The 23,434-nt window shown below is 31.1% G+C and carries 23 protein-coding genes; 14 read left to right on the top strand and 9 right to left on the bottom strand.

The features are described from left to right. Window positions 1-16: 16 nt before the first annotated feature. Window positions 17-931, bottom strand: coding sequence for a DMT family transporter (locus tag BT151_RS02245; protein WP_072400136.1), 915 nt, complete (start codon window positions 929-931; stop codon window positions 17-19). Window positions 932-1,073: 142 nt separating this feature from the next. On the opposite strand from BT151_RS02245, the gene BT151_RS02240 reads away from it, so the two are divergent. The 11 genes from BT151_RS02240 (at window position 1,074) to BT151_RS02190 (ending at window position 12,488) form a co-directional block, all read left to right on the top strand. Then, the gene (locus BT151_RS02240) at window positions 1,074-4,124 is read left to right on the top strand and encodes a leucine--tRNA ligase (RefSeq protein WP_072400135.1); all 3,051 of its coding nucleotides are present in this window, start codon (window positions 1,074-1,076) and stop codon (window positions 4,122-4,124) included. Window positions 4,125-4,134: 10 nt separating this feature from the next. Further along, window positions 4,135-4,614 carry a lipocalin family protein gene (locus BT151_RS02235; RefSeq protein WP_072400134.1) on the top strand — a complete coding sequence of 160 codons (480 nt, stop codon included), beginning with the start codon at window positions 4,135-4,137 and terminating at the stop codon, window positions 4,612-4,614. Window positions 4,615-4,624: 10 nt separating this feature from the next. Continuing rightward, window positions 4,625-4,933: a DUF6370 family protein gene (locus tag BT151_RS02230; RefSeq protein ID WP_072400966.1), complete on the top strand. Its 309-nt coding sequence runs from the start codon at window positions 4,625-4,627 to the stop codon at window positions 4,931-4,933. Window positions 4,934-4,941: 8 nt separating this feature from the next. Further along, window positions 4,942-5,193 carry a SemiSWEET family sugar transporter gene (locus BT151_RS02225; RefSeq protein ID WP_072400133.1) on the top strand — a complete coding sequence of 84 codons (252 nt, stop codon included), beginning with the start codon at window positions 4,942-4,944 and terminating at the stop codon, window positions 5,191-5,193. A 168-nt stretch (window positions 5,194-5,361) separates the two neighbouring features. Then, complete coding sequence (ald, locus tag BT151_RS02220) at window positions 5,362-6,447, top strand: alanine dehydrogenase (protein WP_072400132.1); 1,086 nt, start codon at window positions 5,362-5,364, stop codon at window positions 6,445-6,447. 93 nt (window positions 6,448-6,540) lie between these two features. Then, a complete protein-coding gene (locus BT151_RS02215) occupies window positions 6,541-7,236 on the top strand; it encodes a zinc metallopeptidase (RefSeq protein ID WP_072400965.1) in 696 nt (231 codons plus the stop codon). Window positions 7,237-7,334: 98 nt separating this feature from the next. After that, window positions 7,335-8,036 (top strand): Bax inhibitor-1/YccA family protein, encoded by a 702-nt coding sequence (locus BT151_RS02210; protein WP_072400131.1) that lies wholly within the window; start codon window positions 7,335-7,337, stop codon window positions 8,034-8,036. A 145-nt stretch (window positions 8,037-8,181) separates the two neighbouring features. Next, the gene (locus BT151_RS02205) at window positions 8,182-9,954 is read left to right on the top strand and encodes a MutS-related protein (protein ID WP_072400130.1); all 1,773 of its coding nucleotides are present in this window, start codon (window positions 8,182-8,184) and stop codon (window positions 9,952-9,954) included. Window positions 9,955-10,038: 84 nt separating this feature from the next. Further along, the gene (locus tag BT151_RS02200) at window positions 10,039-11,010 is read left to right on the top strand and encodes a sensor histidine kinase (RefSeq protein WP_072400129.1); all 972 of its coding nucleotides are present in this window, start codon (window positions 10,039-10,041) and stop codon (window positions 11,008-11,010) included. Continuing rightward, window positions 11,007-11,696, top strand: a complete 690-nt coding sequence (locus BT151_RS02195; RefSeq protein ID WP_072400128.1) for a LytR/AlgR family response regulator transcription factor — start codon at window positions 11,007-11,009, stop codon at window positions 11,694-11,696. Before BT151_RS02200 ends, BT151_RS02195 begins: the two co-directional genes overlap by 4 nt. 12 nt (window positions 11,697-11,708) lie before the next feature. Further along, window positions 11,709-12,488, top strand: a complete 780-nt coding sequence (locus tag BT151_RS02190; RefSeq protein WP_072400127.1) for an amidohydrolase — start codon at window positions 11,709-11,711, stop codon at window positions 12,486-12,488. Here the strand turns inward: BT151_RS02190 and BT151_RS02185 are convergent. After that, on the bottom strand, window positions 12,481-14,082 hold the full coding sequence (locus BT151_RS02185; protein WP_072400126.1) for an Ig-like domain-containing protein: 1,602 nt from the start codon (window positions 14,080-14,082) through the stop codon (window positions 12,481-12,483). The two genes, BT151_RS02190 and BT151_RS02185, sit on opposite strands and share 8 nt — an antisense overlap. A 57-nt stretch (window positions 14,083-14,139) precedes the next feature. After that, window positions 14,140-14,817 (bottom strand): ComF family protein, encoded by a 678-nt coding sequence (locus BT151_RS02180; RefSeq protein WP_072400125.1) that lies wholly within the window; start codon window positions 14,815-14,817, stop codon window positions 14,140-14,142. A gap of 108 nt (window positions 14,818-14,925) precedes the next feature. On the opposite strand from BT151_RS02180, the gene BT151_RS02175 reads away from it, so the two are divergent. Continuing rightward, a complete protein-coding gene (locus tag BT151_RS02175) occupies window positions 14,926-16,470 on the top strand; it encodes a glycine--tRNA ligase (protein WP_072400124.1) in 1,545 nt (514 codons plus the stop codon). 156 nt (window positions 16,471-16,626) lie between these two features. Here the strand turns inward: BT151_RS02175 and BT151_RS02170 are convergent, their stop codons facing one another. From BT151_RS02170 to BT151_RS02155, 4 genes are all read right to left on the bottom strand, one after another. After that, complete coding sequence (locus BT151_RS02170) at window positions 16,627-17,178, bottom strand: DUF3575 domain-containing protein (RefSeq protein WP_072400123.1); 552 nt, start codon at window positions 17,176-17,178, stop codon at window positions 16,627-16,629. A 93-nt stretch (window positions 17,179-17,271) separates the two neighbouring features. Continuing rightward, window positions 17,272-17,742, bottom strand: a complete 471-nt coding sequence (locus BT151_RS02165; RefSeq protein ID WP_072400122.1) for an Lrp/AsnC family transcriptional regulator — start codon at window positions 17,740-17,742, stop codon at window positions 17,272-17,274. A 7-nt stretch (window positions 17,743-17,749) separates the two neighbouring features. Next, window positions 17,750-18,043 carry a hypothetical protein gene (locus tag BT151_RS02160; RefSeq protein ID WP_072400121.1) on the bottom strand — a complete coding sequence of 98 codons (294 nt, stop codon included), beginning with the start codon at window positions 18,041-18,043 and terminating at the stop codon, window positions 17,750-17,752. 248 nt (window positions 18,044-18,291) lie between these two features. Then, window positions 18,292-19,656, bottom strand: coding sequence for a saccharopine dehydrogenase family protein (locus BT151_RS02155; protein WP_072400120.1), 1,365 nt, complete (start codon window positions 19,654-19,656; stop codon window positions 18,292-18,294). Window positions 19,657-19,767: 111 nt separating this feature from the next. Between BT151_RS02155 and BT151_RS02150 the strand changes: the two genes are divergently transcribed. Continuing rightward, window positions 19,768-20,160, top strand: coding sequence for a DUF423 domain-containing protein (locus BT151_RS02150; RefSeq protein WP_072400119.1), 393 nt, complete (start codon window positions 19,768-19,770; stop codon window positions 20,158-20,160). 122 nt (window positions 20,161-20,282) lie between these two features. Beyond that, on the top strand, window positions 20,283-21,899 hold the full coding sequence (gene pckA / locus BT151_RS02145; RefSeq protein ID WP_072400118.1) for a phosphoenolpyruvate carboxykinase (ATP): 1,617 nt from the start codon (window positions 20,283-20,285) through the stop codon (window positions 21,897-21,899). A gap of 58 nt (window positions 21,900-21,957) precedes the next feature. Here the strand turns inward: pckA and BT151_RS02140 are convergent, their stop codons facing one another. Both BT151_RS02140 and BT151_RS02135 read right to left on the bottom strand, forming a co-directional pair. Further along, the gene (locus BT151_RS02140) at window positions 21,958-22,272 is read right to left on the bottom strand and encodes a hypothetical protein (RefSeq protein ID WP_072400117.1); all 315 of its coding nucleotides are present in this window, start codon (window positions 22,270-22,272) and stop codon (window positions 21,958-21,960) included. A 375-nt stretch (window positions 22,273-22,647) separates the two neighbouring features. After that, window positions 22,648-23,235, bottom strand: a complete 588-nt coding sequence (locus BT151_RS02135) for a porin family protein (protein ID WP_072400116.1) — start codon at window positions 23,233-23,235, stop codon at window positions 22,648-22,650. Window positions 23,236-23,434 lie beyond the last annotated feature (199 nt).

The raw sequence follows: 23,434 nt of genomic DNA, 5'->3' as shown, positions 1-23,434 counted from the left end.
TTGTGTTTTAATCGCTTTAAGCTAGTTTTTTAGGTCGTTTGCTAATAATATACACACCAATAACAACCATTAAGCAGCTTAATATTTTAACACTATCAATATCTTGAGCATATTCATCTTTCATTAAAACATAAGCATAAATACTTACCATTAAAAAGCTAATTACAGGCTGTAAATAAACATAGCTACTAGCTACAGATGGCGATACAAAGTTAAGCGCATAAACATTAAATAAGTAAGTTAAAAAGGTTGTAAAAAGTATAACATAGCCTACAACCAAATAGGTGTTAGTGGTAAAAGCATCAAAATTGGTATTGGTGAAATCGTTAAATCCAAAAGGAAAAATAAAAATGAGTCCAAATAAAAACATCCAGCTAATTACAGTTATAGCATTATATTTTCTCATTAATGTTTTTGCTATAACGAGGTAAAGTCCATAACAGCTAGCATTAAAAAAAACAAACAAATTACCTAGTAAGGAACTGTTTCCTGCAGCTTTATTTCCGTAAACAATAAGAAATACTGCTCCAATACCAGCAATGGTAATACCAATTAATTTGTTTTTGGTTAAGCGTTCTTTTAAGATGAAAAAACTAAAAATAAGAACAATAACAGGTGTTGCTGTCATAATTATTGAAGCATCTACAGGCGATGTTAAATTTATACCATGAAAGAAAAACATCATGTTTGCCGCTGCACCAAGTAAGCCACAAAGTATTAATCTTAAAAAATCTTTTCGTTCAACTTTTTCTTTAACAAATAAAAATTTAATACCCCAAAAAAGTGCTGTAGAACAAACTAAACGAATAAAAACAAAAGCCGACGGACTAATTTTATCTGGCATAATGCCTTTCGCAATAATGTAATTTGCACCGTAAATTAAATTAGCTCCAAGAAGCGCAAAATGAGCTTTGTAAATATTTGAATTCAATACTGTGTTTTTAAGGCATCAAAAGTAAATTTATATTATTAAAACAGCATGGTTTTTTACTTAATAAACTAATAAATACAAAAGGTTTTTAAGTTTATATATAAAGCGTAAATTTGCGCTTTTATAAGCGGAAATCATTACAATGACATACAATTTCAACGAAATAGAGGCCAAATGGCAAAAATATTGGGCAGAAAACAAAACGTTTAAAGCCGAAAACAATAGTGAAAAACCAAAATATTATGTTCTGGATATGTTTCCTTACCCAAGTGGCGCGGGTTTACATGTGGGGCATCCGTTAGGTTATATAGCTTCCGATATTTATGCGCGTTACAAACGCCATCAAGGGTTTAATGTTTTGCATCCGCAAGGTTATGATAGTTTTGGATTGCCTGCAGAGCAATATGCAATTCAGACTGGGCAACATCCTGCTATTACCACTGCCGAAAACATTAAAACCTACCGTCGTCAATTAGATCAAATAGGTTTTTCATTCGATTGGTCTCGCGAAGTTCGTACCAGTGATCCAAGTTATTACAAATGGACACAATGGATTTTTATTCAGCTTTTCAACTCTTGGTATAACAATGATAGTAATAAAGCCGAAGATATTTCAACTTTGGTTTCAGTGTTTTCTGCTGAAGGAAATGCTAATGTAAACGCAGTTTGCGATGATGATGTAGAAGCATTTTCTGCTGATGATTGGAATGGTTTTGATACTGTAAAACAACAAGAAATATTATTACAATATAGATTAACCTATTTAGCAGAAACCGAAGTTAATTGGTGTCCAGCGTTAGGAACCGTTTTAGCGAATGATGAAATTGTAAATGGCGTTTCAGAACGTGGCGGACATTCTGTTATTCGTAAAAAAATGACACAATGGAGTATGCGAATTTCGGCGTATGCAGAACGTTTACTTCAAGGTTTAGATAAAATAGATTGGACAGATTCTTTAAAGGAAAGTCAGCGTAACTGGATTGGAAAATCGGTTGGAGCTTCAGTGACTTTCAACGTCATTGCGAACAAAGCAAATCAATCTCATAAAATAGAAGTCTTCACAACAAGACCAGACACTATTTTTGGAGTAAGTTTTATGACTTTAGCTCCAGAACACGAATTAGTATCACAAATAACAACTCCAGAACAAAAAGCTGAGGTCGAGGCTTATATTCTAGCCACTGCAAAACGTAGTGAGCGCGATAGAATGGCCGATGTAAAAACCATTTCAGGAGCATTTACAGGGGCGTATGCAGAACACCCTTTTACAAAAGAACCAATTCCTGTTTGGATTGGCGATTACGTTTTAGCAGGTTACGGAACAGGAGCAGTAATGTCTGTGCCTTGTGGTGATCAACGCGATTACGATTTTGCAAAACATTTCAACATTTCAATACCTAATATTTTTGAAGGTGAAGATATTTCGGAAGAAGCTTTTTCTGATAAAGAGAAAACCGTTATTGCAAATAGTGATTTCCTAGATGGTATGAACTATAAAAAAGCCACCAAACGCGCTATTTTTGAGTTAGAGAAAATTGGTCATGGCCAAGGAAAAACCAATTATAGATTAAGAGATGCCGTTTTTAGTCGCCAACGTTATTGGGGTGAACCATTTCCTGTGTATTATGTAAATGGCATGCCACAAATGATTGAAGCAGAACATTTGCCAATAAAACTACCAGAAGTAGAAAAATATTTACCAACCGAAACTGGCGAACCACCATTAGGAAACGCCACAGTTTGGGCTTGGTGTACTGAAACCAATCAAGTAGTTTCTAACGATAAAATAAATAACACCACTATTCATCCTCTAGAACTTAACACCATGCCAGGTTGGGCTGGAAGTTCGTGGTATTTTAATCGTTATATGGATGCGCATAATACCGAGGAATTTGCAAGTAAAGAAGCACTAAACTACTGGAAAGATGTCGATTTATACATAGGTGGAAGCGAGCATGCGACAGGACATTTATTGTACTCACGTTTTTGGCAAAAATTCTTATTTGATAAAGGTGAAGTTCCCGTTGATGAGTTTGCAAAAAAACTGATTAATCAAGGTATGATTTTGGGGACTAGTGCTTTTGTTTACATATATGATGGTGGTTTTGCAAGTAAAGAAGCGGATTCTGAAAGTGACTCATCAAAAAATTTAATCATAAGCAAAGGAGCTCTTGAGCTTATTTATAAGCACCTTGAGTTATTTCATGATTTGTGGAAAAGTAATCCTCAAACAAAAGCAGAAATATTGACTAATTATCGAATTGATGAAGAAACTTTTATAAAGGTTAAAGATTTATATAATAGTCTTTTAGTTGCTTCTGGAAATTTAGGTTTTATATCCATAGCTTGGTTGAATGGAGTTTTTCCAGCAAGACCTATTCATGCCAATGTTTCATTTGTTAATTCTTCAGATGAATTAGATATTGAAGCTTTTATAAATTGGAGAGAAGAGTATAAAGATGCAGAGTTTGTTTTAGAAGACGGTGTTTACAAGGTTGGTCGCGAAGTTGAAAAAATGTCTAAATCTAAATACAACGTTGTAAATCCAGACAATATTGTTGCAGATTACGGTGCAGACAGCTTACGTCTCTACGAAATGTTTCTTGGTCCTTTAGAACAATACAAACCTTGGAATACGGCTGGTATTACAGGTGTACACAACTTCCTTAAAAAACTTTGGAAGTTATATGTTGGAGAGGAAGGATTAAATGTAAATGATGCAGAACCAACTAAAGATAATTTAAAAACATTACATAAAACCATTAAAAAAGTACAAGAAGATATCGAGAATTTCTCGTTTAATACATCGGTGTCTACTTTTATGATTGCGGTTAACGAGTTAACAGTTCAAAAGTGTACAAGTAAACAAATACTTGAACCTTTATTGGTTTTACTGTCGCCTTATGCACCTCATGTTTCAGAAGAATTATGGAATCAGTTAGGAAATAGCGAGTCTATTTCAACGGCTCCTTTTCCAGAATTTGATGCAAGTCATTTAGTAGAAAGCAGCAAAAATTACCCAATTTCATTTAATGGTAAAATGCGTTTCACACTAGAATTACCGTTAGACATGAGTAAAGATGAGATTGAAAAAACGGTTTTAGCTCACGAAAAAACCCAAGAACAATTGCAAGGGCGCACGCCTAAAAAAGTGATTGTAGTTCCTGGTAAAATTGTTAATATTGTAGGCTAATAAATTCGTTATGAAAAAAGCGCTTTTAAGTTTTGTTATACTTGGATTAATATCATGTTCAAAAAGTGATGATACTTCTCCAGATCCGCGTGAAGCCTATTTTCTTGAAGCTATTGTAGGCTCATGGTCTTATGAAACTGTAAGAGTAGATGGCGAAACGTATTTATATCAACATACTGAAGGTTGTGAAAGAGACCTTTTTCAGTTTTACAATTCAGAAGGAAAGGAATTTGATTTTGAAGAAAGAGTTGTGTTAAATTGTTCTAATTGTGCTGAATGTGCCGTAAGTCAAACTGGTTTAGAATGGGAGTTAATTGGGAATAAAATAAACCTCTATTTTGGAGAACAATTAGTACTCGTTTACACTATAATTGAAGTAAACGAAACAAGATTTACATATCAAGTAGAAGTTGATTATGATGAGGATGGTGACAAAGATTTATTAGAGTTTACTGGTATAAAATATGATCCTTATGGTGAGTTTGATTAATTATAAGCCTATGAAAAATATATTTTTAGTTTATGTTTTCTTTTTTGCGGTTTCTTGCGCAAGCAATAGCAGCAAAAAACAAATTGTAGAATTGTCTTGCGGACAATGTCAATTTGATATGACTTCTCAAAAAGGTTGCGATTTAGCAGTTCGTATAAATGACAAATCTTACTTTGTTGATGGCGCAGATATCGATGATTTTGGCGATGCTCATGATGAACATTCAGGATTTTGTGAAGTTATTAGAAAAGCAGAAGTTACAGGAGAGATTATAGATAATAGATTTAAAGCAAGTTCTGTAAAATTGTTAGATCAGTAATTTAGCATATGGAACTCATTGGTTTTGCAGCAGCAATTTTAACAACAGCAGCATTTCTTCCGCAAGTTTATAAAACCTGGAAAACCAAAGATGTTTCAAGTTTGTCTTTACCCATGCTCCTAATGTTTTTTATAGGCATTATTTTATGGTTGGCTTATGGTTTTTTAATAAATAGCCCATCTATGATTTTTGCTAATAGCATAACTGTCGTATCTTCTTTTATATTGGTATATTTCAAAATTAAATACAGTAAAGAATAAATCAACTTCATAATTATAGAGGTTAATTCTTAGTCTAAATTCCCTGTTTCATAAAATAATATTTCCATTTTCTAGAAGTTCGTAAAAATCTAGAAACCTAATTTTGTAAGCCAATATTTTATTTATTCGTTGTAATTTGTGCATTGAATGTAACCTAAAATAATCTTTATGAAAATTGGTGTTCCAAAAGAAATTAAAAACAACGAAAATAGAGTAGGAATGACGCCTGCTGGTGTTTTTGAACTTGCTAAAAAAAATCATACTGTTTATGTACAAGCCAGTGCTGGTTTTGGAAGTGGTTTTTTTGATGAAGATTATCAAGAAGCAGGGGCAATTATTTTAAAAACGATTGAAGAGGTTTACGCTTCTAGCGATATGATTGTAAAGGTTAAAGAGCCAATACAAGAGGAATACCATTTAATTAAGCCAAGCCAAGTAGTGTTTACATATTTTCATTTTGCGTCTAGCGAAACACTTACTAAAGCGATGATAAAAAGCAAATCTGTATGCATTGCCTACGAAACCGTTGAAGATGCAGATGGATCCTTACCATTATTAATTCCAATGTCTGAAGTTGCTGGTAGAATGTCTATTCAACAAGGTGCTAAGTATTTAGAAAAACCAATTAAAGGTCGAGGTGTTTTATTAGGTGGCGTTCCTGGAGTACCACCAGGTAAAGTTTTAGTTTTAGGAGCAGGTATTGTGGGAATTCAAGCGGCTAAAATGGCTGCAGGATTAGGAGCTCATGTCACAATAATGGACATAAACATGAAGCAATTACGTTATGTAAATGATGTGATGCCAAATCATGTTATAACCGAGTTTTCAAGTGAATATAATATAAGAAATCGCATTAAAGAATCCGATTTAATTATTGGTGGTGTTTTAATAAAAGGGGCAAAAGCACCAAAACTTATTACAAGAGATATGCTTAAAGATATGCGTCCAGGCACTGTAATTGTTGATGTTGCAGTAGATCAAGGCGGATGTTTTGAAACTACAAGAGCAACCACACACGAAGATCCTACTTATATTATTGATGATGTTGTGCATTATTGTGTTGCCAATATGCCAGGCGCGGTTCCATATACATCAACTGTAGCATTAACCAATGTAACATTGCCTTATGTTATTAAATTAGCAAATGATGGTTGGGAAAAAGCTTGTGAAAATAGTGTTCCATTATCCAAAGGATTAAATATTGTTAAAGGAAAAGTCGTTTATAAAGAAATTGCCGAAACCTTCAATTTGTAGGTTTAAAAACTGACAAACTTTCATAATATATAATTGGCGCTATTTTTGCTATCTTTATATTAAACAATTAAAATTAAAAGAATTATGAATGGAATGATGGGATACTATATATTAATTGGTGCTATTGCATTGGTTAGTTGGTTAGTAAGCAATACTTTAAAGCGTAAGTTCGAAAAGTACTCAAAAGTGCAATTACGTAATGGAATGAGTGGCGCAGAAATTGCTGAAAAAATGTTAGCAGACCATGGTATTACTGATGTTGAAGTTATTTCAACACCAGGTCAATTAACAGATCATTACAACCCAAAAAATAAAACTGTTAACTTAAGTGAATCGGTTTATAATCAAAGAAACGCAGCTTCGGCAGCAGTTGCAGCACACGAATGTGGTCATGCCGTACAACATGCACAAGCTTACAGTTGGTTACAAATGCGTTCAAGTTTGGTTCCTGTTGTTAGTGTAACTTCTGGAATGTCACAATGGTTAATTATTGGTGGTTTAGTACTTGGTGGAGCTGCTGGTTTAGGCTTAGGTTGGTGGGTTGCCGCAGCTGGAGTAGCTTTTATGGGGTTTGCAACCTTATTTAGTTTTATTACTTTACCAGTAGAATATGATGCTAGTAATCGTGCTTTAGCTTGGTTGAAAAATAAAAACATGGTGTCTCAAGAAGAATATGCAGGATCTGAAGATGCTTTAAAATGGGCAGCTAGAACATATGTTGTTGCAGCTATTGGCGCATTAGCTTCATTATTATATTGGGCGCTTCAAGTATTTGGAGGAAGAGATTAAAATTAAAAACTCACTTTATATAAACCGAATTCTTATGGGATACTTAGGAATTCGGTTTCTTTTTATTACATTTATTTAGAATTAAAACGATTTTATTTATGGAAAATATGATTCAAAATAAACTAGTAGTTAACGATTTGTCTGATGTTGAAAAAGTGGCATTTTACAAAAAAACGTACTCTCATGTTGCTGGTGGTGTTTTAGTATTTGTTCTTTTTGAATATTTACTATTACAAAGTGAGACCATTGTGAATTTTGCTTTATCAATGACGCAAGGCTTTCGTTGGTTAATCATGTTAGGAGGTTTTATGTTTATCACTAATTATGCTGAAAAAATGGCTTTAAAAACACCAGATACTAATAAGCAATATTTAGCATTTGGTTTGTATATTTTAGCAGAAGCATTTATTTTTCTGCCTTTAATTTATATGGCTATTGCTTATACTCAGAGTTTTGATTTGTTAAATCAAGCAGCCATAGTAACATTAGCTTTATTTACTGGATTATCTGCAATTGTATTTGTTACAAAAAAGGACTTTTCGTTTTTAAAAGCGGGTTTAACAGTTGGCTTTTTTATAGCCCTTGGTTTAATAATAGCTGGAAGTCTTTTCGGCTTTAATTTGGGGCTTTGGTTTTCTGTAGGGATGTGCTTATTAGCAGCAGGATCTATTTTATATCAAACGTCAAACTTAGTTCATAATTATTCAAACGATCAATATATTCCAGCAGCTTTAGGTTTATTTGCATCCTTAATGTTATTGTTTTGGTATGTATTAAATATTTTTATGTCTAGAGACTAAAATTATAAAAACACAACTTAAAAGCTCTGAATTATTTCAGGGCTTTTTTGTTTCTTTACTTGAGATTAACTTTTAGAAAAAATGTTTTCGAGGTTTCCTTTAAAATTATCATTCTTGTGAAATCGGAATCAAATTAAAAATTAAAATGAAAAACCCCTTAGATTATTATAACAAACACATAGAAACTTACACTGCCGAAGTAAAAAGGTTAACGAACAAAATGACACTTTTAAGCATGTATAGAATAGCGGTTTTTTTGCTAACCGTTTTTGGGGTTTATATGGCTTTCTCAAAATGGCAAGTTTCTGTTGTTATTGCTGTTGTTGGAATTATAATTTTTGTTATTTTACTTTCAAAATACACCAATTTAAAAGGAACAAAAGCTTTAAACAAAGCGCTTGTTAATATTAATGAAGATGAGGTTAAAATAGCTTCTGGCGATTTTCATAATAGATTGGGAGGTTCGGAATTTCAAGACCCAAATCACTTTTACAGTTTAGATATAGATTTATTTGGAAGAGGTTCTTTTTTTCAATTTATAAATAGAACAGCTATAAATGAAGGCACACAAAAACTAGCCGATACTTTAAAAGCAAATGATGTAAACGATATTGTTTTAAGGCAAGAGGCTATTAAAGAATTAAAGGATAAAATAAATTGGAGGCAACATTACACAGCAACATCAAGTTTGGTACATGTTGAAACTCCAGCAAAACAAATTATACATTGGTTACAAAATCACAAAGCATTTTTACCAAAAGCAATGCAATGGTTACCAATGGTTTTCACCATACTTTCTTTATTAATATTTACGCTTACTGTTTTAAACCTAATATCAAATCAAGCATTTATAGGCTATTGGTTACTAATTGGCTTAGGAATTACAGGAACTTATATTAAAAAAATAAGTGTTTTAGCTTCAAATACAGATAAAGTTAGAGACACGTTTAGGCAATATGCTTTATTGCTAGATTTAATTGAAAACGAGCAGTTTTCATCAGAATTATTACAACAAAAGCAACAGAAAATACAGTCTCACAATAAAAAAGCTTCAATCGTTTTTAAGGAATTTTCAAAATCTTTAGATGCCTTAGATAACCGAAATAATCTTATTGGAGCCATTTTTGGAAATGGTTATTTTCTAGCCGATATAAAAAATAGTTATAGAATTGAACAATGGATTAAACAACACGGCAATAAAGTATCCGATTGGTTTGAAACCGTGTCATTTTTTGATGCATACAATTCATTAGGAAATTATGCTTACAATCATCCAGATTATGTGTTTCCAATAATAGTAAATAATGGTTCAGTTATAAAAGCTGAACATTTAGGACATCCGTTGTTAAAAAAGGAAAAACGTGTTGATAGCGATTTAACTATTAATAACGAGCAGTTTTTTATTGTAACAGGCGCAAATATGGCTGGTAAAAGTACCTTTTTACGAACCGTTTCTTTACACATTGTTATGGCTAATGTTGGATTACCTGTTTGTGCAAAATCAAGTGAATATTCGCCAGTAAAATTAATTACAAGTATGCGAACATCAGATTCTTTAACAGATGATAGTTCGTATTTCTTTTCAGAATTAACACGTTTAAAATACATTGTAGATGCCATTCAAAAAGAACCTTATTTTATTGTTTTAGATGAAATTTTAAAAGGCACAAATAGCACCGATAAAGCTATAGGATCTAGAAAGTTTGTTGAGAAATTAGTGGCTTCAAACGCCACAGGAATTATAGCAACTCACGATTTGAGTTTGTGTGAAATTGAGAAAGAACTGGAAGATGTAAAAAACTATTATTTTGATGCCGAAATTATAAACGACGAGCTTCATTTTGATTACACATTAAAAGTAGGTATTTGTAAAAATATGAATGCATCTTTCTTACTGAAGAAAATGAATATTGTTTAAATAATTGCTGTTTGCAATTACAAACTACCTTTTTGTACATAATCTTTGACTGTTTTAGTTTTTCTAATTATTTTCAAAGATTAAATGACTGTAATTAATAAAAATATTTCTCAAGTTTTAGTGCACATCCTTTTTTGGATGCTTTTTGTATTTGTGTCATTATTTCTGTTTTCAAATTTCTATTGGAAAGAAAACCCGTTTTTGCAATATGTTTCACTTTTGGTAGCCATTGTATATCTCAATAATTTTTTCCTGCTACCATTTTTTGTTAAAAAGAAGCTATATGTACTTTATGTTTTTGTATTTGCTATTATATCTTTTTTAGCAACACAATTATATTGTTACACTTTTGCACAATGTGGATGTACTGTTTTTAAATGTTTAAGTGATTATTTGTGGCAAACTTTGGTGCCGCTTATTTTCTTTTCATTTATATGGATTTTATATCGATTTATTGATGAGCAAGAAGAGGTCGTAAAGGTTAAAAAAGAACATGCCGAAATGGAACTTAAGTTTTTAAAATCTCAAATAAATCCGCATGTTTTGTTTAACAATTTGAATACTATTTATTCTTATTCACTTGAAAAACCTAATGAAACACCAGAGCTTATTTTAATGCTTTCAGATAACTTGAAACATGTTTTATATGAAAGTAATGAGAAAACTATTTCACTTGAAAAAGAAATTCAATTTATTGATAATTACATTAAATTTCAAACCATTAGAACTGAAGGTGTCAAGCAAATTCATTATACCAAAAAGATAGATTCATTTCAACACCAAATAGCACCTTTGCTATTAATCACTATTATTGAAAATGCCTTTAAACACAGCACTCTAAATAGTGATATTTTAGTGGATATTGAAGTTGAAAAAGGCCTTTTAAAGTTTGTCTGCGAAAATGATTTTGATAAGAATAAAGTAACAGCTACCGATTTAAAAATTGGCTTACAAAACCTTGAAAAGCGGCTAGAACTTATTTATAATAGTGCTTATAAATTTAGTATTGAAAAAGGAGATAGTTTTAAAGTGACATTAAATATAGATTTAAAATGAATTGTATTATTCTAGAAGATGAAATTCCAGCACAAAAAATCTTAAAGAATTTTATTGCAAAAATTCCAGACTTAAAATTGCTTGGTACTTTTAAAGCTGCTATTGAGGCCAATTCATTTTTAAATGGTAATGATGTTGATGTTGTGTTTTTGGATATAAACTTGCCAGATATGTCTGGTTTAGATTTTATTAAAACCATTAAAAATCCACCAGCAATTATTATGACAACAGCGTATTCAGAATATGCTGTGAATAGTTTTGAACTGGATACCATTTTGGATTATTTGGTAAAACCTTTTTCATTTGATAGGTTTTTTAAAGCTATTAATAAAGCAAAGGATAGATTAGAAACATCAAAAAACACATTAGGAGAAAGTGAAAATGTTTTGTTCTTAAACGTTGATAAAACACATCATAAAATAATTTTAAATACTATTTTGTATATAGAATCAGATAGAAATTATATAACTGTTACAACCCAAACACAAAAACTTTCATATATAGATTCTTTAAAAAACTGGATTGTAAAACTTCCTGCTAATCAATTTATCCAAGTTCATAAATCCTTCATAATAAATAGTAAATTTGTAGATAAGATTTCTGGTAATACCATTTTTGTGAGTAATCATAAAATTCCGATAGGAAGAACTTATAAGCAGGAATTACTAAATAAATTAGGCGTTTAAAAGTGTCTTTAAATGAGCGAAAAACTTAAAATAGCATTAATACAAGCAGATTTGGTTTGGGAAAATCCAGAACAAAACCGAATTGATTTTACCAAAAAAATAGAAAGTCTTTCAGAAGAAGTCGATATAGTTGTGCTACCTGAAATGTTTACAACAGGTTTTACTATGAATGCTGAAAACGTTGCAGAAACCATGACTGGTAAAACGGTTTTATGGATGAAATATTTAGCTTCAAATAAAAATATAGCAATTGTTGGTAGTCTTGTTATTTCAGAAAACAACAACTTTTATAATAGACTTCTATTTGTAGCACCAAACGGAATACTTGGGTATTATGATAAAAGACACACGTTCACTTTAGTTGGTGAGGATAAAACGTATAAAGCAGGTAATAAAAAAGTTATTTTAGAGTATAAAGGCTGGAAAATTTGCCCATTAATTTGTTACGATTTACGCTTTCCTGTTTGGGCAAGAAATATTGAAGATTATGATGTTTTAATATATGTTGCGAATTGGCCAAAACCAAGAATTTCTGCTTGGGATGCTTTGTTAAAAGCACGAGCTATTGAAAACATGTGTTATTGTATTGGTGTTAACAGAGTAGGAATTGATGGGGTAAATAGTGAATACTCAGGACATTCTGCTGTTTATGATGTTTTGGGAAACGAAATCACTTCTTTTCAACTAAATAAAGAACAAAACCAAATAGTAACTTTAGAAAAAAGGCATATTCAAGCTTACAGAAATAAACTTAAGTTTTTAAACGACAGAGATACTTTTAGTATTAATTAAACTGAAGCGTTTCAGGATATCCCCAATCTGCTCTAATTTCAATTTCATCAAAGTGACTCACACGTTCAGGTTGTATTTTTTTAAGATAATTACCAGTATCAAATTTTCTATTGGCATTAGTGTCGTGAATAACTCTAATAAAATAAGTGCTTGGTGGTAAATTTAAAAAGTCTACAGGTTCATTAGTAGTAGCATATTCTTCAAATTTAACGTCACCTTTCTTATCAGTTAATTGAATAATAAGTGGATATTGAGCATTTACTAACGTAAATCTTGCATAACCAAAATCAGAACTCTTTTTAGTGCTAACTGAAAAATTTAACGTATCATTTTTATCACCAAAAAAATCAACTAATGCTTCAGGTAATATCTGCATTTTATAGCCATTCTCTTCGGTTTTGTTAAAACTTAAAGCGTAGGTATTTGTTATGGTGTCAAACTTTGTTGTAAAATCTATATTTAGAGAATCTTTATCAATTAAGCTGACTTTTGAAGCATCAAAACTAACAAAAGGTGTAGTACCTTTAATTTTGAAATCTTCATTTAGACCAATAGCACCAGAAGGTGATTTAGCTATAACTAATGTGTCTCTTTTTTGTTCGCTAATTCTTACTGTAAAATCTTTATCAAAATTTGGGTGAGATACTTTAAAAAGAAGAGAATCTACTTCCATTCTTGGTTTGTACCAATAATATAATGAGTCGGCTTTTTCATCCTTTGTAATACGGTATTCAAAATCTTCTGGAGTTTCAGAAAGTATTTTTATAGCCATATTTTCATAATCACCTTCGTAACCAAATGCTATTTTTTCACCAGATATTAATCGAGGTCTTGTTGCTTTAAAATCTAGTTCTTCAGAAAATAAACGAAGTGTATAAATAGAATCTGTAGGAGCTTCAATAAAGCTTTTGTAAAATGCAATTTGATCTGTTTTTTGCTGAAATTTATTGTCGGCGTTGTTGTCTTTTAAAGCCATTAACATATACTTTCCAGCTTTAATATTTTCAATTGAAAAAGTGGTTACACTATCTAAAGTATTGGTAATGTATTTAGGAACATCTTTATAAACAATAGAATCTGTAAACGTAGAATCTACTTCGTATAAAGCAACATTTATAAATGTTTCTGGTTGTTTTTTTAAGGCATCAACAATATTCCCTTTAACAGAAAGAGAATCTATATAATCGCCTGTAGAAAATACGTAACGGTAATATGGATATGGATTTCCTTCATTATTATCAGTTATGCTATTTCCAAAGTTAAAAGCATAAGTGGTGTTTGGTTGGAGTGTGTCAAAAATTTTAATAGTTAAGTATTTACTGGCGCCACCAAGGGGTTTAATTTCCGGTTGCGTTTTCATTGGAGGCGAAATAATGAGTTGCTTCTGTATGTCTTTAATTTTTATATATTCATTAAAGGAAATTCGTATTTCATTACCTTTAAAATTAGTAGAAAAATTTTCAGGTTCAGATGCTGTTATTATTGGTGGCGTATCATCTTTTGGTCCTCCATCTGGAGTTCCGCGATTAGCACAGTTTATAAAAATTAAGCCAATAACTAAGGCTAAAATAAAATTTGAAAGGGTTTTGTTCATCAACAATTTTAAATTTTTACAAACCTACATAATTTTAGAGATATAACGAGTAACTGTTTATGCTATTGCCATAGTAGCAATACTTATTTTTATGTTTTTAGCTTTATTTAAAATATTAATACAAGCCTCAAGGGTTGCGCCGGTAGTAATAATATCATCTACTAATAAAATGTGTTTGTTATTAATATTTTCCATATTCTTAAGTGCAAATAATTCATCAGTATTAGTCCAACGTGAAAATCTTCCTTTATTGGTTTGAGATTTAGTATTTGTAATTTTAACTAGTACATCATCTTTATAATCAGCATTTAAAGCTTCGGCAATTTGTTGTCCGAACTTAGTAACTTGATTAAAACCTCTTTTTTTGAGTTTCTTTTTATGAAGAGGTACAGGAATTACTAAATCTATATCTTTGTATGCATCTAAAGTTTTTAATTCATTACCTAGCCAGTTTCCCAAGAAAAAACCAATAGTTTCATGCTCTTTGTATTTAAGGTTATGAATGAGTTGTTGTACAATGCCTTCTTTTTCAAACCGGAAAAGAGCAGTTCCGTTTTCAATTTTTGCACGTCCGTAAAGTACTTTTTTAACAGCATCATTATTATCAAAATGAAAGTTGGTAACAGGCAAATCGTGCCTACAATCCATACAAATAGTATTTTCATTATCGTCAAGTAAGTTGTGACACGCATAACATACTTTAGGAAAAAATAAATTTACTAAGGGTTTAATCATTTATATAAAAATAGTGGTCTTGTAAACTTAAATAAAAAATAAAAGAATAGAACACTTATTTTTTAATAAACTAGCTATTAGTTTGAAGCGGTTTTTTATTTTTGCACCATGGCAAATCAAGATGATCAATTTAAGAAGGTAGTTTCGCATGCAAAGGAATACGGATACGTATTTCAAAGTAGTGAAATTTATGACGGTTTAAGTGCAGTTTATGACTATGCGCAAAACGGAGCAGAATTAAAGAAAAATATACGCGACTATTGGTGGAAAGCCATGGTGCAAATGAATGAAAATATTGTAGGTATTGATGCTGCAATATTTATGCATCCAACAACTTGGAAAGCTTCAGGGCACGTTGACGCTTTTAACGATCCTTTAATTGATAATAAAGATTCTAAAAAACGCTATAGAGCCGATGTTTTAATTGAAGATTATTGTGCTAAAATTGAAGCAAAAATTGACAAAGAAGTTGCTAAAGCTGAAAAACGTTTTGGTGATGCTTTTAATAAAGAAGAATTTGTGTCTACAAACGGGCGAGTTGTAGGATACCAAGAAAAAATAAATACTACGCTTTCGCGGATGGCAAAATCTTTAGAAAATGAAGATTTAGCAGATGTAAAAGCACTTATTGAAGAATTAGAAATTGCAGACCCATTAACAGGAAGCAGAAACTGGACAGACGTTAAGCAGTTTAACTTAATGTTTGGAACTAAGCTTGGTGCTTCAGCCGAATCTGCGATGGATTTATATTTAAGACCAGAAACCGCACAAGGTATTTTTGTGAATTTTTTAAACGTACAGAAAACTGGACGAATGAAAATTCCTTTTGGAATTGCACAAACAGGAAAAGCATTTAGAAACGAGATTGTTGCAAGACAATTTATTTTTAGAATGCGTGAGTTTGAACAAATGGAAATGCAATTCTTTATTAAACCAGGAACACAAAAAGAATGGTTTGAACATTGGAAAGAAACTAGAATGAAATGGCATTTAAGTTTAGGAATGGGACAATATAACTACCGTTTTCATGACCACGAAAAATTAGCGCATTACGCAGATGCTGCAACAGATATAGAGTTTAAATTTCCGTTTGGCTTTAAAGAATTAGAAGGAATTCACTCAAGAACAGATTTCGATTTAAAACAACACGAAGAATTTTCAGGAAAGAAATTACAATATTTTGATCATGAAGAAAACAAGAGTTATACACCTTATGTTTTAGAAACATCTATTGGTTTAGACCGTATGTTTTTAGCAGTATTTTCAAACGCTTTAGTTGAAGAGGAATTAGAAAATGGAACGACTAGAACAGTTTTAAAATTACCAAGTGTTTTAGCACCAGTAAAAGCGGCTATTTTACCTTTAGTAAAAAAGGATGGTTTACCAGAAGTAGCACGACAAATTGTAGAAGATTTAAAATGGGATTTTAATGTAGATTACGATGAAAAGGATGCTGTTGGTAGACGTTATCGTCGTCAAGATGCAAACGGAACACCATTTTGTATTACTGTAGATCATGATACTTTAGAAGATAACACAGTAACTATTCGTCATAGAGATTCTATGGAACAAGAACGTGTTAAAATAGAAGATTTGCGAAATATTATTAAGCAAGAAGTAGATGTACGCACTTGGTTAATGAAAATGAAATAGAAACAAGGTTTAAAGTCATTTCGACGATAGGAGAAATTATATTATTTGATAGATATTCCAGTGTGTGATATATCAATCGTTCCTCATTTCAAACATGACTAACAAAAAAAGAAAAACCCAAGTAATTGCTTGGGTTTTTCTTTTTTTGTTAGTTTATTAAAATCTAAAACCTAGTGCAATACCGCCTCTTCCAACAACTTCAATATCACTTTGATCAAGCATATCTCTACCAATTCCTAAGTATATTTCAGCGATAAAACCTCTTTTGGTAACAAATTTTGCTCCTCCAGAAACACCAATGGCTAAATCGGTATATTTTTCGTCATAATACGAGCCAGAGTTGTTATTATAAAATTCGTCTTCTCCAGAATGTAACATGGCAAAACCTTCAACAAAAAAGCCTTGAGCGTATTTTTTTGAAAAAAAATGTCTGTAATAGGGTGTTAACGAAAATGTTCTGTATTCATCAAGACCATCACTGTCATCTCTGTCTGATCCAATTTTTGTTAATATTCCTATCCCAATTGAAGACTCTTCATTTAAAATATACTCGTAACCTACATCAAGCCATTTAAAACCAATAAGATTTGTCATGTTTATTTTTAATTCATTTTTGTCTTCTGTAGCATTGTCTGTGGATACTTCTTGTGAAAATAAAGATGATGACACAAAAAAGGGGATGAGTAAAAATAATAAAGTTCTCTTCATAAAAGTTTGTTTAAAGATTGATTGGTGTAGTATTAATTATAAGATACAATAATATTAAAATGTTGCGCAAGAAACTACTTTAATTTCGTTGAATTATATATGTACTTGTCTATCAATTTGTTGTTCTAAAGAAATAAGAGATTCGGTTCTTAAAACACCGGTTATAGTTTGAATATTATTGCTAAGTAAATACATTAAATGTGCGTTATCTAAACAAAGTAGCTTAATAAAAATACTATAAACACCAGTTGTGTAATGGCACTCTAGAACTTCAGGGATTTTTTTTAAAGCCCTAATAATATCTTCTGAGTTCGCAACTTTATCTAAGTAAATGCCAACAAATGCTAAAGTTGAATAGCCTAACACTTTAGGATCAATAATAAACATGGAACCTGAAATGAGTTTAGATTTTTCTAGCTTTCGTAACCGTTGATGAATTGCTGCTCCTGAAATACCAACATTACGAGCAATTTCTAAAATAGGTGTTCGAGCATCTGTAGTTAATGCACGTAGTATTTTTTTATCAATACCATCAATGGTTATCGCTTTTGTTTTTTGCTTCATCTATATTTTAATAATGTGGTATGTATTTTAAAAATTCAATACCACCAACTCTACCACCTTTTAGAATATCTAAAATAATGGTTCCTTCGGTTGGATGATGTAATTCTATATTTTCTTCAAATTGCCATTCAGACCCAGGTTGATTTGGTTTAATTGCATTTACTAATCCTACATAAGCCCTTTTATACCATTCTTTTATTTCCGATTTTTTTAAATGATTTATTAAATCTAACCTATCAGGTTCTTGTTCTTTAATTAATTCTATTAACCATTCAATCTTGAATATTCCTTGGCTTGACATATTATTTTAATCTAAAACATAAAAGTAACTATTTACTTTTAAATTGAAACTATAATGCTTGCGTTAGCGATTATAGAGGAAATCCTTTTTAAAACTCTTCGTCATTGCGAAACATTTATAAAATGTTGTGGTAATCTGTTTAATAAGATTACCACCTCGCTTTGCTTCTCGTAATGACGATAAATGAGAATAATTAGTTTTAAAAAGATTGGAACGGAAAGCGCGACCCTTGTGGTAACGCCCAAAAACTAATTATTTAAAGGATTATAGCCTAAATATGGCACTTCTTTTTCGTTAAATGTAATGCCAAAAGTTTCTAACTCTTTTAAAATAGGTTGGTAAACTTCTTTAGTGATAGGAATTTGTACACCTGACGTTTTAATCTTGCCATTTAAAATAGCGAGAGCTGCAATCGCAACAGGTAAGCCAACGGTTTTTGCCATAGCAGTATAAGTTTGATCTTCGCCTAGAGTTACCATGTTAGCATCTATTTGGTATTTTTTACCATCTTTTTCGTAACCAAATTTATGATACATAACAATCATGTCTTTATCGTTTTTGGCAAGTGTCCAGCTATCCATTAATATTTTTTCAAGAATCTGTGCTGGAGTTGCTTTTTTAAGTTCTACTCTTTTTGTGGAACTAAAAATATCTAGTTCTACAAGCTTATCCCAAACAATATCATCTTGATCTATTTTAATTTGATATCTTAATTTTAATTCTACAGAATCTGATGGACTATAAGGTAGAAAGGCATTAACGAAGTCGCGATAACTCATGTTTTCGCTATCATCTATGGTGTAGCTATCGTCTGTCATGCCTAAGGTTACAAAAATATTCCACGCTCTACTAAAACCAACGCGACGCATTGTGCCACGATATAAAGTTTTAATGTTTTCTAGTCCATAAACACTTTGGTATTTTAAAGAATCACGATTAGCGTAAACTTCAAAACGTCCAAAACCATCAATATCTAAAAACTCGGTACGTCTAAATAATCGATTGTATGGTATGTATTTATAGGTGCCTTCTTGCAAAAATTTTGCAGCTCCACCTTGACCGGCAACTACGACATTTCTTGGGTTCCATGTAAATTTGTAATTCCACAGGTTGTTGTCACTTTCAGGAGCTACTAATCCTCCAGTAAAAGATTCGAACAAAATAATTTTACCTCCATTATCTCGAATTCTATCTAAAACATGCATGGCACTCATATGATCAATACCAGGATCAACACCAATTTCGTTCATTAAAATGAGGTTATTGGCAATAGCATCATCATTTAAAGCTTGCATTTCTGGACTTACATAAGATGCGGTTACCATATGTTTTTTATATAAAATACAATCTTTGGCCACTTCTATATGAAAACGTGCAGGTAGCATTGATATAACGATGTCTGAATTCTTAATGGCTTCCTTACGTGATGTTTCATCAAAAACATCTAATACTATAGCTTTAGTGTTTTTATAATTCTCAATTAGCTTTTTAGTGTTTTCAATATTTAAATCACCAATAGTGATAAATAGATTTTCTAAAACAGATTTATCTAGTAGGTATTTTAAAAGATAAGATGTTGATTTTCCAGAACCAATGATTAAAATCTTTCGCATATTGGGTTTTGTTGAGTAATTTTGTGTAATACTAGCTAAATTGTTTAATTAGTATTTGATTTTACGAAATTAATAAAAAATAAAAGTTTTTATTGAGAATAATTTATAATAATGAATAAAAAAATTTTAATCACAGCAGCCCTTTTGGGAATTATAAGTATTGTTTTAGGTGCTTTTGGTGCACATGGTTTAAAACAGTTAATTACAGCGGAAGCTATACAAACTTTTGAAACTGGAGTTCGGTACCAAATGTATCATGCTGTTTTTTTACTTTTTGTAGGTAGTACAGCTTTAATAAATGAAAAAACTAAAAAGATGGTTTATTACTTAACATTAATTGGGGTTATTTTTTTTTCAGGATCAATTTATGGATTAGCTACAAATTCGTTAACAAGTTTTAATTTTAAAATTATTGGTTTTATAACACCAATAGGAGGTTTGCTCTTAATTTTAGCTTGGGTATTTATACTTATTGATTTTTTGAAAATGAAGGAAAACAAATAAGTAACCTCTCAATTGGTATTAAGAAGATGGGTGAATTGGTGTTGTTTTATTTTCGTTATTAATTCTACTTTTACCTAAAATAAATCTTAATTTTGCAGAATAATTAAAATTATATAAAAGTTATGGGAAATTACGACCAGATTACGAAAACGATTTCGTTAGAGCAATATGGCATAAAAAACGCAAAAATTAATTACCAATTATCTCCAGAGGAGTTACACGAAATCGCTATTAATAAAGGACAAGGTGTAGAAGCGTCTTCTGGTGCTTTGGCAGTTAATACAGGAGAGTTTACTGGTCGTTCACCAAAAGATAGGTTTATAGTTAAAGATGATATTACCAAAGATAAAGTTTGGTGGGGTAATATAAACATTCCGTTTGATGCCGATAAGTTTGATAAGCTTTACAATAAGGTTGTAGATTATTTATCAAATAAAGAACTTTTTGTAAGAGACAGTTATGCTTGTGCAGATGAAAACTATAAGTTAAATATTCGTATTATTAATGAATATCCTTGGAGTAACCAGTTTGCTTATAATATGTTTTTGCGTCCAACAGAAAAAGAATTAGAGAATTTTTCTCCTGAATGGACTGTTGTAAATGCACCAAGTTTTATGGCTAATCCGGAAGAGGATGGAACACGCCAACATAATTTTGCGATTTTAAATTTCACAAAAAAAATAGCACTAATAGGCGGAACTGGTTATACAGGTGAAATTAAAAAAGGTATTTTTTCTGCTTTAAACTTCATACTTCCTGTATATAAAAACACATTACCTATGCATTGCAGTGCCAATGTTGGTAAAGATGGAGATACAGCCATATTTTTTGGATTATCAGGTACAGGAAAGACAACCTTATCTACAGACCCAAATAGAAGTTTAATTGGTGATGATGAACATGGATGGACCAATGAAAATACGGTTTTTAATTTTGAAGGAGGTTGTTATGCAAAAGTAATAAACTTATCAAGAGATAATGAACCAGAAATTTTTGATGCTATTAAAAAAGGTGCCATTCTCGAAAATGTTGTTTTAGATAAAAATGGTCATGTTAATTTTGAAGATACTTCAATCACACAAAATACAAGAGTAAGTTATCCTATTAACCATATTGAAAATATTCAAGTTCCATCTATAGGTGAAAATCCAAAAAATATTTTCTTTTTAACCGCTGATGCTTTTGGAGTATTACCTCCAATTTCTAAGTTAACACCAAGTCAAGCAGCATACCATTTTATTTCTGGTTATACAGCAAAAGTAGCAGGAACCGAGGCAGGAGTTGTAGAGCCAGTGCCGTCGTTTTCAGCTTGCTTTGGAGCCCCTTTTATGCCATTGCATCCATCTAAATATGCCGAAATGTTAAGCAAGAAAATGATTGATGCAGGCGTTAATGTTTGGTTGGTAAACACAGGTTGGACAGGTGGACCTTATGGTGTTGGAACAAGAATGAAATTAAAATATACACGCGCCATGATTAATGCTGTTTTAAATGGTGATTTAGGATTGTATAATTATGATAATTACCATATACACTCTGTTTTTGGGGTAGCACAACCACGAGAATGCCCTGGTGTTCCTACAAGTGTTTTAAGCCCAAGAGCAACTTGGAATAATGATGAAGCTTATTACACAACGGCTTTTAAATTAACCAATGCTTTTAGAGAGAATTTTAAAAAGTTTGAAGAACATTGTACTGAAGAAATTAGACGCGGCGGTCCACAGCGTTATGCGTTTTAAATAATAAAACAAAAAGCCCAATTAAATTTAATTGGGCTTTTTTATTTTTTTGTAAGGATTAAAGAATAATAATCAAAAGTAAAATAATTATTATTGCTCCACTTGATATGTAAAGACCATTTCCAGAAGCTCTAACACTTTTCTTTATCGCTCTAACTTCTTTTCTTAATTCTTTTTTTTCTAAACGATTTAAAGACGATCTATCCATGTCTTTAATTTCATTTAAGCGATCAATCATTACTTTAATTTCCTCGGGAATTTCGTTAGATTTAGCAGTTAGATGTGTTGGAGTAATTTCACTAGCCATTATAGTATTTGGAAACATAACAAACGATAATGTTATTAGCATTAGGCAAAGAATATTTTTTTTCATAATTATAAGTTATTTAATATGTTATTTCTTAAATATACGATTTTATAAGGTTCATAGACTTAATTTTATCTACCTTGTTATTCTATTTAATAAAAAGGATGATTTTAAAATCATCCTTTTGTTTGCTTTAGAAAATTAATTATTTCCCTTATTCACTTTTCAGTATGTTTTTCTAAAGCCATAGTCATTTATGTTATTTGAAGTGTTGTTATATAAATCTATACACATACTTTTCTTCAATAACTTTAATAGAGTTGTTCACCTATAATTCAATTCGACTTTTATTATGTATAAAGTCTTTATAAATTTAATTTTATCACGTTAAGCAGAGGTTTTTTAGGAACCTATTTTCCTTTTTTGTATTATAAGTTTCAATTAAAACATAAAACCAATTCCAGCAGAGAAAACAGAATTATGAACATCGGTATCTTCAATAACTTCAGAAAAACCATAAGTATATCTGGCTTCGACGAAGAAATTTTCTCCAATTTTATAACCAAGCCCAGCACTAAGACCTAAATCAAAATCTTTTATTTGATCGGTATCTGTGTCTCCACCATCGTTGTTTGGGTCAAAATCTAGTTCTTCATTAATTTTAAAACCAAATTGAGGTCCCGCATGGATATTAAAGCCATCAAGTATATAAAACTTTAGTATCAATGGGACGTTAATATAGTCTACTTGGTATTCTGCATCGAATTCATCCGGTTCATCAGTAATATCGAATCCTTGTCCAGAATAAAACACCTCTGGTTGTATCGAAAATCTTTCCGAAACAGGTATTTCTGCTAGTAAACCTGCGTAGAAGCTAGTTCTTGCATCTGGACTGTCAAAGTCATCTCCTGTAACTGTTGCAAAATTAATACCTCCCTTAGCTCCAATTTGAAAATTATCTGACCAAGATTGCGCAGAAACTGTACTAATCGTTATTAAGCATATAAAAGCACTAAATAAATTTTTCATAATTTTAATTTTATTAATTTAAAGTTATGTAGCATATTTTGCTACTTATACCATAAAACTAATTAGATTAAAATGTTCTCTTTGATTCTTTTGATTAAATAATGAACTCAAAAAATACTTAAGAAAAATCTCTTTTTCTATAGAATGAATAAAAAGGTATGTTAAAATTCTTAGCCTCAAAAAAAAAAGGATATAATTT

Origin of the sequence: Flaviramulus basaltis, from assembly GCF_900114265.1 — a bacterium.
Taxonomy (GTDB): Bacteria; Bacteroidota; Bacteroidia; order Flavobacteriales; family Flavobacteriaceae; genus Flaviramulus; species Flaviramulus basaltis.
The sequence above is the reverse complement of the archived record's forward strand: the minus strand, read 5'-3'. Positions and strand labels throughout refer to the sequence as shown.

What these genes read in the sequence shown, in the direction of transcription:
- BT151_RS02240 (WP_072400135.1), top strand. Translation starts at nt 1,074, where the DNA reads ATGACATACAATTTCAACGAAATAGAGGCCAAATGGCAAAAATATTGG.
- BT151_RS02235 (WP_072400134.1), top strand. Translation starts at nt 4,135, where the DNA reads ATGAAAAAAGCGCTTTTAAGTTTTGTTATACTTGGATTAATATCATGT.
- BT151_RS02230 (WP_072400966.1), top strand. Translation starts at nt 4,625, where the DNA reads ATGAAAAATATATTTTTAGTTTATGTTTTCTTTTTTGCGGTTTCTTGC.
- BT151_RS02225 (WP_072400133.1), top strand. Translation starts at nt 4,942, where the DNA reads ATGGAACTCATTGGTTTTGCAGCAGCAATTTTAACAACAGCAGCATTT.
- ald (WP_072400132.1), top strand. Translation starts at nt 5,362, where the DNA reads ATGAAAATTGGTGTTCCAAAAGAAATTAAAAACAACGAAAATAGAGTA.
- BT151_RS02215 (WP_072400965.1), top strand. Translation starts at nt 6,541, where the DNA reads ATGATGGGATACTATATATTAATTGGTGCTATTGCATTGGTTAGTTGG.
- BT151_RS02210 (WP_072400131.1), top strand. Translation starts at nt 7,335, where the DNA reads ATGGAAAATATGATTCAAAATAAACTAGTAGTTAACGATTTGTCTGAT.
- BT151_RS02205 (WP_072400130.1), top strand. Translation starts at nt 8,182, where the DNA reads ATGAAAAACCCCTTAGATTATTATAACAAACACATAGAAACTTACACT.
- BT151_RS02200 (WP_072400129.1), top strand. Translation starts at nt 10,039, where the DNA reads ATGACTGTAATTAATAAAAATATTTCTCAAGTTTTAGTGCACATCCTT.
- BT151_RS02195 (WP_072400128.1), top strand. Translation starts at nt 11,007, where the DNA reads ATGAATTGTATTATTCTAGAAGATGAAATTCCAGCACAAAAAATCTTA.
- BT151_RS02190 (WP_072400127.1), top strand. Translation starts at nt 11,709, where the DNA reads ATGAGCGAAAAACTTAAAATAGCATTAATACAAGCAGATTTGGTTTGG.
- BT151_RS02185 (WP_072400126.1), bottom strand. Translation starts at nt 14,082, where the DNA reads ATGAACAAAACCCTTTCAAATTTTATTTTAGCCTTAGTTATTGGCTTA.
- BT151_RS02180 (WP_072400125.1), bottom strand. Translation starts at nt 14,817, where the DNA reads ATGATTAAACCCTTAGTAAATTTATTTTTTCCTAAAGTATGTTATGCG.
- BT151_RS02175 (WP_072400124.1), top strand. Translation starts at nt 14,926, where the DNA reads ATGGCAAATCAAGATGATCAATTTAAGAAGGTAGTTTCGCATGCAAAG.
- BT151_RS02170 (WP_072400123.1), bottom strand. Translation starts at nt 17,178, where the DNA reads ATGAAGAGAACTTTATTATTTTTACTCATCCCCTTTTTTGTGTCATCA.
- BT151_RS02165 (WP_072400122.1), bottom strand. Translation starts at nt 17,742, where the DNA reads ATGAAGCAAAAAACAAAAGCGATAACCATTGATGGTATTGATAAAAAA.
- BT151_RS02160 (WP_072400121.1), bottom strand. Translation starts at nt 18,043, where the DNA reads ATGTCAAGCCAAGGAATATTCAAGATTGAATGGTTAATAGAATTAATT.
- BT151_RS02155 (WP_072400120.1), bottom strand. Translation starts at nt 19,656, where the DNA reads ATGCGAAAGATTTTAATCATTGGTTCTGGAAAATCAACATCTTATCTT.
- BT151_RS02150 (WP_072400119.1), top strand. Translation starts at nt 19,768, where the DNA reads ATGAATAAAAAAATTTTAATCACAGCAGCCCTTTTGGGAATTATAAGT.
- pckA (WP_072400118.1), top strand. Translation starts at nt 20,283, where the DNA reads ATGGGAAATTACGACCAGATTACGAAAACGATTTCGTTAGAGCAATAT.
- BT151_RS02140 (WP_072400117.1), bottom strand. Translation starts at nt 22,272, where the DNA reads ATGAAAAAAAATATTCTTTGCCTAATGCTAATAACATTATCGTTTGTT.
- BT151_RS02135 (WP_072400116.1), bottom strand. Translation starts at nt 23,235, where the DNA reads ATGAAAAATTTATTTAGTGCTTTTATATGCTTAATAACGATTAGTACA.